At 74.7% G+C, this 8,559-nt stretch carries 9 protein-coding genes; all 9 read right to left on the bottom strand.

Going from position 1 to position 8,559, the window contains the following annotated elements; genetic code table 11:
- Window positions 1-1,141 (bottom strand): AAA family ATPase (locus ABD841_RS36830; protein WP_344981397.1); only part of this gene is annotated, 1,141 nt, incomplete at its 3' end.
- 195 nt (window positions 1,142-1,336) lie between these two features.
- Complete coding sequence (gene ptsP, locus ABD841_RS36825) at window positions 1,337-2,998, bottom strand: phosphoenolpyruvate--protein phosphotransferase (protein WP_344981395.1); 1,662 nt, start codon at window positions 2,996-2,998, stop codon at window positions 1,337-1,339.
- Window positions 2,991-3,275: an HPr family phosphocarrier protein gene (locus ABD841_RS36820; RefSeq protein WP_344981393.1), complete on the bottom strand. Its 285-nt coding sequence runs from the start codon at window positions 3,273-3,275 to the stop codon at window positions 2,991-2,993. Before ABD841_RS36820 ends, ptsP begins: the two co-directional genes overlap by 8 nt.
- 85 nt (window positions 3,276-3,360) lie before the next feature.
- Entirely contained in the window at window positions 3,361-4,392 is a 1,032-nt protein-coding gene (locus tag ABD841_RS36815) for a zinc-dependent dehydrogenase (RefSeq protein ID WP_344981391.1), read from the bottom strand.
- Window positions 4,389-4,847, bottom strand: a complete 459-nt coding sequence (locus tag ABD841_RS36810) for a PTS mannitol transporter subunit IIA (protein WP_344981389.1) — start codon at window positions 4,845-4,847, stop codon at window positions 4,389-4,391. Before ABD841_RS36810 ends, ABD841_RS36815 begins: the two co-directional genes overlap by 4 nt.
- Window positions 4,840-5,148 carry a PTS sugar transporter subunit IIBC family protein gene (locus ABD841_RS36805; RefSeq protein WP_344981387.1) on the bottom strand — a complete coding sequence of 103 codons (309 nt, stop codon included), beginning with the start codon at window positions 5,146-5,148 and terminating at the stop codon, window positions 4,840-4,842. The genes ABD841_RS36810 and ABD841_RS36805 overlap by 8 nt, the downstream gene beginning before the upstream one ends.
- A gap of 3 nt (window positions 5,149-5,151) precedes the next feature.
- Complete coding sequence (mtlA, locus tag ABD841_RS36800) at window positions 5,152-6,345, bottom strand: mannitol-specific PTS transporter subunit IIC (RefSeq protein ID WP_344981385.1); 1,194 nt, start codon at window positions 6,343-6,345, stop codon at window positions 5,152-5,154.
- A gap of 65 nt (window positions 6,346-6,410) precedes the next feature.
- Complete coding sequence (gene pfkB / locus ABD841_RS36795) at window positions 6,411-7,352, bottom strand: 1-phosphofructokinase (RefSeq protein WP_344981383.1); 942 nt, start codon at window positions 7,350-7,352, stop codon at window positions 6,411-6,413.
- Entirely contained in the window at window positions 7,349-8,110 is a 762-nt protein-coding gene (locus ABD841_RS36790) for a DeoR/GlpR family DNA-binding transcription regulator (RefSeq protein ID WP_344981381.1), read from the bottom strand. Before ABD841_RS36790 ends, pfkB begins: the two co-directional genes overlap by 4 nt.
- Window positions 8,111-8,559: the final 449 nt, after the last annotated feature.

The raw sequence follows: 8,559 nt of genomic DNA, 5'->3' as shown, positions 1-8,559 counted from the left end.
CGGCGGCCAGCTCGTCGGCCAGCTCCTCGCCGGGGCCGTCCAGCGCGGCGGCCCGGTGCCACGCCCGCCGCAGCCGGTCGTGGTCCGGCAGGTTCGCGAGCAGCCGGTGCGCCGCCCGCCGCCGGGCCGGGGAGGCTCCGGCGTAGACCACCGACCGCATCGCCGGTTCCCGGAAGCCGTAGCGGTCGCCGGCGGTGCGGACGATCACACCCGCCCGCTCGGCCGGTTCGAGCGCGGTGAGCGCGCAGCCCCGTCCGGTGACCCGCAGCAGGGCGGCCGTGTCCAGATCCGGGTCGGCGGCGAGCAGCAGGAGCGCGTCCGCGGTACCGCCCGGCAGGCCCGCCAGCCGGGCGGCGTGGGCCCGCCAGAGCCGCCCGTCGCGCGGCGGGGTCTCCGGTGGGGCGGCGGCGCCGGACATCTGCTCGGGGGTCAGCGACCCGATCAGCTCGACGATGGCCAGCGGGTTGCCGTGCGCGATGTCCAGGAGCGACGCCCGCACGTCCTCGGCCAGCTCCGGAGCCAGGTCGTCGGCCAGCTGCCGGGCCGCCCCCTCGGGAAGGGCCCCCAGATCGAGCACCGGTATGTCGTCGGGGGCGTCAGCGCCGTCACCGGTGCCGGACGGCGCGTCGTCGGCCCCGAACAGCAGTGCGACCGGCTCCCCGGACAGCCGCCGGGCCACGAAGAAGAGCACGTCGCGGCTGCGCGCGTCGAGGTGGTGGACGTCGTCGACGCAGGCCAGCACCGGCCGGCCGGCCGCCGCGAGCAGGTTGAGCACCGCCGCGGGCAGTGCCAGCCCGCCGTCCGACGTGCCCAGCTCCAGCGCCTCCGCCAGCACCGCGGCCTGCGCCGGGGGCAGCGCGTCCAGCCGGTCCGCGACCGGGCGGAGCAGCCCGTGCAACCCCGCGTACGGCAGCCGCGACTCCGACTCCGTGCCGCGCGTCCCGAGCAGGACGAAACCGTCCGCGCGGTCCGCCGCCGCGCGGAGCATCGCGCTCCTGCCCGTCCCCCTGGCTCCCCGCAGGATCACCGCACCCCCCGATCCGTCGCGGGCGGCGTCGAGTAGTCGCAGCAGCGCGGCCAGCTCCGCGTCGCGGCCGCGCAGCGCCGGTGACCGGACGGCCGGGGAGGAGGGGGAGGACATGCCTCAGTGTTACGCCGAGATGTCGCCTCTGGAAAGGACGCATGACGCTCTCGCCCCGCCGGGACACGGGGTGCCCGCGGCCGGAGGGGGAGGGGAGGCGGTCCGGCCGGGGCGGGCCGGACCGGGCCGGGGACTCCCGCGCGGCCGGAGACGGATCGGGCTGAGGCGATCATGTCTCCGGCATGCGCGGGGTGGTCAACGGCCTGAGGCGATCATGTCTCTGGCCCGCGCCGGGTCGTCGGCGCCCAGCGCCAGCCGGGCGTTCTCGCGGCACCGCTTCAGGGAGAGGGCGGCCAGGCTCTCCCGGACCGGGGCGACGCACGAGGCCGACATCGACAGGCTGGTGACGCCCAGGCCGGCCAGGACGCCCGCCAGCAGCGGGTCGGCCGCGGCCTCCCCGCACACGCCGACGGGTTTGCCCGCCGCCCGACCGGCCGCCGCGCAGTCCGCGACGAGCCGGAGCAGCGCCGGCTGCCAGGGGTCGAGCAGGTCGGCGAGCTCGCCGTGCTGCCGGTCGGAGGCGAACGTGTACTGGCTGAGGTCGTTGGTGCCGATGCTGAGGAAGTCGAGCTCCTCCAGGAGCCGCGCGGCGCGCAGCGCGGCGGCGGGGACCTCCACCATCGCGCCGACCCGCGCGATGCCCCGGGCGCGGGCCCGCCCGGCGAAGCCGGCCGCCTCGCTCACCGTGGTCACCATGGGCGCCATCACCCACGGTTCGGTCCCGCTCGTCCGGGCGGCCTCGGCGATGGCGTCGAGCTGGGTGTCGAGCACCTGCGGCCTGAGCCGGGAGACCCGCAGTCCCCGCACGCCCAGGGCGGGGTTGGCCTCGCCGGGCAGCCCGAGGAACGGCAGCGGCTTGTCCGTTCCCGCGTCGAGGGTGCGGATCACCACGTGACCGCCGGGGGCGGCCCGGAAGACCGCCTCGTACGCGGCGACCTGCTCCTCGTACCCGGGCGCCTCGCGCCGGTCCAGGAACAGGAACTCGGTGCGGAACAACCCCACCCCCTCGGCGTCGATCTCCGCGGCGCCCGGCGGCGGCCGCAGGTCGGCGGCGGAGCCGATGTTGAGCAGCAGCTTGACCGGGTGGCCGTCGGAGGTCCGGCCGGGGCCGCGGCCGGTGGCCACCCGGCGGCGTCCGGCGTCGGCCCGCCGCCGGATCTCGGCGGCCTCCTCCTCCCCGATGCCGGTCTCCACCACGCCCCGGGCGCCGTCGACCGCCACCCACGTCCCCTCCTCGACCTCGGACACCCCGCGGCAGGCGACCACGGCGGGCAGGCCGCGGGCGCGGGCGAGGATCGCGGTGTGGCTGGTCGGCCCGCCCTTCTCGGTGACGAGGGCGAGGACGGAGCCGGGGTCGAGGTTGACCGTGTCGGCCGGGGAGAGATCCTCGGCCACCAGGACGAACGGGTGCCCGGGTTCGGGCACCCCCGGCACGGGCAGGCCCAGCACGGCCGCCACGGCCCGGTTGCGGATGTCGTCGAGGTCGGCGGCGCGCTCGGCGATGTAGCCGCCCGCGGCCTCCAGCGCCCGCCGGTGGTGGGCGCAGGCGGCGTCGACGGCGTGCGCCGCGTCCGACCCGGACCTGACGTTCGCCTCGACGGTCTCACGCAGGCCGGGGTCGTCGGCGATGAAGGACTGCGCCTCCAGGATCGCCCTGGCCGTGGCGTCGGGCGCCTTCTCCGCCCGCGCCGCGAGGTCCGCCGCGGTGGTCTCCAGCGCGCGCAACGCCCGGCCGACCTCCCGGTCGGCGTCGGCGACCGGGACGGGGGCGGGCAGCGCCGGCGGGCCGGCCATCCGGCGGACCCGCCCGGCGGCGCGGCCCGGGCTGACGCCCAGGCCCCGCAGCGTCTCAGTCATGGGCCGCCTCTTCGGCGTCCAGGTCGCGGGCGAGCAGTTCGGCGAGGGAGTCGAGGGCCTCGTCGGCACCCGGCCCGTCCGCGTCGAGCGTGACCGCGGTGCCCCGCGTCGCGCCCAGCGCCAGCACGGCGAGCATGCTGGTGGCCGGTACGGGCTTGCCGTCGCCGACGCGGATGCGGACGGGTGTCCCCTGCCTGGCCGCGGCCTGCACGAAGATCTTCGCGGGCCGGGCGTGGAGGCCCGTACTCGAGGCGATGACCACTGTCCTTTCCGGCATCTCCGGTTCTCCTTCTGCGCGTTCGGGGAGTCGTACGGGCTGTTCGGGGTCGTACGGGCGTCCGGGCCGCTCGCCGGGCCCGGGGTCAGGGCTCGACGGTCACCTTGATGGCCTCGCCCCTGCTGACGATGCCGATCCCCTCCAGGACCTGCGAGAGCGGCAGCCGGTGGGTGATCAGGTCGGAGACGGGCACCGCGCCGTCGGCGATGAGCCGCAGCGCCCGGGCGTTGTGCGCGGGGCTGGAGCCGTTGGCGCCGACGATGGTCAGCTCCCGGTAGTGCACCAGGTTGGAGTCGCACCGGATGACGGGGTTGTCCTTGGGCAGGCCGCCGAAGAAGCTGATCCGCCCCTGCCGGGCCGCCATCCGCAGCGCCTGCTCCTGGGCGGCGCCCGAGGCCGCGGCGGTGACGACCACGTCGGCGCCCCGGCCGTCGGTGAGCTTGAGCACCTGCTCGACGACGTCCTCGCCGTGCACGGCCGCGTCGGGGCGGACCAGCCCGGCCGCCATCTCCAGCCGCCCGGCGTTGACGTCGACCAGGAAGACCCGCGCGGCGCCCCGCGAGCGGGCCAGCCGCACGTGCAGGCAGCCGATCGGGCCCGACCCCATGACCACCACGTCGTCCCCGTCGCCGACGCGCGCCAGCTCCTGGCCGTTGAGCACGCAGGCCAGCGGCTCGGCGACCGACGCCTCGGCGAAGCCGACCCCGTCCGGGACGCGGTTGAGGCCGTCCACCGCCAGGACCTTGGCAGGGACCACCATGTACTCGGCGAAGCCGCCGTCGTAGTGGTAGCCCATCGACTCCTGGTTCGGGCAGACCGTCATCCTGCCCCTGCGGCACTCCCCGCACGCCCCGCAGGGGATCGCCGCGATCACCTGCACCCGGTCGCCCGGGGCCCACCCCTCGGCGCCGGCCGCCTCGACCACCTCGCCGGCGATCTCGTGCCCCATCACGCGGGGCGGCCTGATGTGGTGGTGGCCGTGCTTGTAGATCTTCGCGTCGGTGCCGCAGGTCGAGCAGTTCCGTACGCGGATCTTGACCTCGCCCGGTCCGGCGACGGGCTCCGGGGCCTCCTCGATCCGGATGTCGCCGGGGGCGTGGAAACGGGCGACCTTCACAGTGTTCCGTCCTCTTCGTTCGGTTGCAGCAGCCGGACCACCTCGGCGACGTCCGTCGCCTCACGGAGGGCCCGGGCCCGGTCGGGGTCCATCAGGATCTGGGCGAGCTCGGCGAGCAGCCGCACGTGGCCGTTCCCGCGGGCCGCGATGCCGATGCCCACGGTCACCCGCTCGCCGTCCCAGTCGACGCCGTCCGGGAAGCGCACCACGCTGATGGCGTCGTGCCGGACGGCGTCCTTGGCGGCGAGGGTGCCGTGCGGGATGGCGACGCCCTCGCCGACGTACGTGGAGATCGAGCACTCCCGCTCCAGCATGGTGTCGATGTAGGAGCTCTCCACGGCCCCGACGGCGAGCAGGGCCTGCCCGCACTGGCGGATCGCGTCGTCCCGGTCCCTGGCCGAGGCGGTCAGGCGCACGGCGCGCGGGTCGAGGGGGAGCGGCGCCGCCTCAGGCACCGACGGTCCCGCCGCTCTTGATCGCGCTGATCAGCCTGGTCACCGCCGGGTCGCCGATGAAGACCCGGAAGGGGATCAGCACGGTGTCCGGGGCGGTGGCCCTGGCCCGGCCCGCCAGGCCGGCGTGGCAGAGCACCACGTCGGCGTCGGCCGGGATCGCGTTGACCGGCGTGTGCTCCACCTCGACCTTCTGGTCCTTCAGCTGCCTGCGCAGCTGGGTGGCCAGCATGACGCTGCTGCCCATGCCGGCGTCGCAGGCCACGACGATCTTGCGGATGTCCTTGCTCTCGATGCTGGCCATGGGTCACGCCTCCTTGGCGACGGGAGTGGTGCCGGATTCCGTGCGGGTCTCCCCGGAGGTCTCCTCCGGGGTCTCCTCCGAGGTTCTCCCGGGGGTCTCCTCCGGGGTCTCCCCGGAGGTCTCTCCGGGAGGCTCCTCGCCCTCGTCCTTGCCGCCCCGGCCGAAGCCCAGCAGCGCCGAGGCGACGACGAAGGAGACGACGGTGGCGGCGAGGATCCCGGCGAGCACGCCGACCCACCCGCCCCTGGGGGTCACCGCGAGGTAGGCGAAGATGCTGCCGGGCGACGGCGTGGCCACGAGCCCGGCGCCGGTCATGATGAAGACGAGGATCCCCGTCGCGCCACCGGCGATCACCGCGAGGATCAGCCGGGGCTTCATCAGCACGTACGGGAAGTAGATCTCGTGGATGCCGCCGAAGAAGTGGATGATGACCGCGGCGGGCGTGCTGGGCCGCAGCAGCCGGGGGCCGAAGAACATGTAGGCGAGGAGCAGCCCGAGTCCGGGGCCGGGGTTCGACTCCAGCATGAACAGGATCGACTTGCCGTCCTGCACCGCCTGGGCCACGCCCAGCGGGCCGAGCACGCCGTGGTTGATGGCGTTGTTGAGGAACAGCACCTTGGCGGGCTCGATCAGGATCGAGGCCAGCGGCAGCAGGTTGTTGCCGACCAGCCAGCCGACCGCGTCGCCCGCCACGTCGGTGACCGTCTCGACGACCGGGCCGATGACCCGGACACCGGCCAGGGCCATCGCGCCGCCGACGATGCCGGCGGTGAAGTTGTCCACCAGCATCTCGAAGCCCGCCTTGGTCCGCTCGGCGGTGAAGCCGTCGACGAGCTTCAGGACGAACGCCGCGAGGGGGCCGACGATCATCGCGCCGAGGAACATCGGGACGTCCGCCCCGACGACGACGCCCATGGTGGCGACGGCGCCGACCACCGCGCCCCGCTGGCCGTGGACCATGCGCCCGCCGGTGTAGCCGATCAGGATGGGCAGCAGCGTCTTGATGATGGGCTCGACCAGGAGGGCGAAGTCCTTGTTCGGCAGCCAGCCGGTGGGGATGAACAGCGCGGTGATCAGACCCCACGCGATGAACGCGCCGATGTTGGGCATGATCATCCCGGCGAGGTACCCGCCGAAGCGCTGGATGCTCGCTCGTACACCTGTGCCTGTGACGGCCGGAGTGTAGTCGGTGGTCATGGGGAGCTGCTCCTTCCGGGGTGGCCGGCGGCACCGCCGGCCCGGGGGGTGGGTCCGCGCCGCTGTCAGCCCCCGGACCGCAGCGGCAGAGCGGGATCGGCTCGGGTGACGCGGACGTCGTCGCGCCGTATGTCGCCGGGCGAGGGCATCCGGCTCCCCGGGAGCCCCACCGCGGCGGTCGCCCAGGCCAGGGCCTCGACGAGCGCGGCCTCCCCGCGGGCGCCGGCGGCGAGGAACCCGGCGAGCATGGCGTCGCCGGCGCCGACGGTGCTGCGCGGCTCGGCCGCCGGGCACTCGCCGTACCAGACCCGGTCGTCCTGGAGGAGGACCGCGCCGTCCGCGCCCAGGCTGGCCAGGACGGTGCGCGCGCCGCGTTCCCGCAGGACCCGCGCGGCCTCGATCGCGTCGCCGAGCGACGTGATGGTCATCCCCGTCGCCTCGCCCAGCTCTTCCCGGTTCGGCTTGACGAGCGCGGGGGAGGCGGCCACGGCCGAGACGAGCGCGGGCCCGCTGGTGTCCACCGCGACGTTGATCCCGGCGCCGCTGAAGCGCCGGCACAGGCGGGCGTAGACGTCGGCGGGCACCTCGGGCGGGAGGCTGCCCGAGGCGACCACCCAGTCCGCCGAGCTGGCGGCGCCGAGCACGGCCTCGGCCACGGTGTCGAGCTCGGCCGGCGACAGCGCCGTGCCCGGCTCATTGATCTTGGTAACGGTGCCGTCCGGCTCGGCCAGGGCGACGTTGGAGCGGGTCGGCCCGGCGACCGGGACAGTGATCATGTCGATGCCCTCCGCGGCGAGCAGGCTCACCAGCTGCCGCCCCTCGTCCCCGCCGAAGGGGACGACCGCGCAGGAGCGGACCCGGTTGGCCAGCAGCGCCCGGGAGACGTTCACCCCCTTGCCCCCGGGGTCCAGGTGGGCGGCGCCGGCGCGGATGACGGCGCCGCGGGCCAGCGAGCCGATCTCTATCGTGCGGTCCAGGCTGGGGTTGAGGGTCAGCGTGACGATCACGCGCGCACCACCTCGGGTCCGGCCGCGGCGAGCTCGGCGGCGACCTCCGCGTCGAGTCCCGTGTCGCTGACCACGACGTCGATCTCCCGGACCGAGGCGAAGCGCGACAGGTAGGTGTCGGCGAACTTGGTGTGGTCGGCGAGCAGCACGCTGCGCTGCGCCGCGCCGATCATCGCCCGTTTGATGGCCGCCTCGGCCGGGTCCGGCGTCGTCAGCCCCTTGGCGACCGAGACCCCGTTGGCGGCCATGAACGCCACATCCACGTGCAGGTCCGCCAGGGGGCGCAGGGCCCAGTCGTCGACGGTGGCCAGCGTCCGGCCGCGGACCCGGCCGCCCAGCATCAGCACCGTCAGGTTGGCTCGGGTGGCCAGCAGCGTCGCGAGCGGCGGGGAGTTCACGACGACGGTGAGCTCCCGGTCGACCGGCAGGACCTGCGCGAGCCTGCCGGTGGTCGAACCGGCGTCGATGATGATCGCGCCGTCCTCGGGGAGTTCGGCGAGCGCGGCCTTGGCGATCCGCTCCTTCTCCGCGGTCATCACCGCGTCGCGGGTGGCGAGCTCGGGCTCGAACCCGAGCCGCTCGACCGGGATGGCCCCGCCGTGCACGCGCCGCAGCACCCCCGAGCGCTCCAGCGCGGTCAGGTCGCGGCGGATGGTCTCGGTGGTGACGGCGAACTCCTCCGCCAGGGTCACCACGTCCACCCGTCCGACGGACCGGGCCCGGCGCAGGATCTCCTGCTGCCGCTCCTCCGCGTACATGCTGTTGGTTCACCGCCGTTTCAGTGTTGTTTCATCTGTATTTACACCCGTATGTGTGGGAAGGTCAATGAGGTGTTTCCGCGGTGTTACGACCGCCCCGCGGTGGGCGGGAATGAAGAAACCCCAGGTCGATGCCTGGGGTGCCGGTTGGGGAGCGCGCTCGCCACGGGAGAGGGCCGGGAGGCGGGAACGGTCGGGGAATCTGCCGGCCTGCCACCGCGGGGAGGCGCCGCACGCCGCCGACAGCGTGCCGATCTTCGTGTCCCCGGCCGTCCGGACGCCCGCATCCAGCTCTGCCGGTTCCACTCATGAGTCTGTCGCGGACATCGGGTGATCCGCGACGGGCCCACAGCCGGCGACAAGCTCCCCACAAGGGAGCTTGAGTCACCCATAAGGGCAATGGGCAACCCTGGTCACCGATTCAGTGAAGGCTGTTGGCCCAAGCCTCG

This window comes from Streptosporangium fragile (assembly GCF_039534445.1).
In the GTDB taxonomy this organism is placed as follows: domain Bacteria; phylum Actinomycetota; class Actinomycetes; order Streptosporangiales; family Streptosporangiaceae; genus Streptosporangium; species Streptosporangium fragile.
This window is presented reverse-complemented; position numbering and strand designations above follow the sequence as displayed.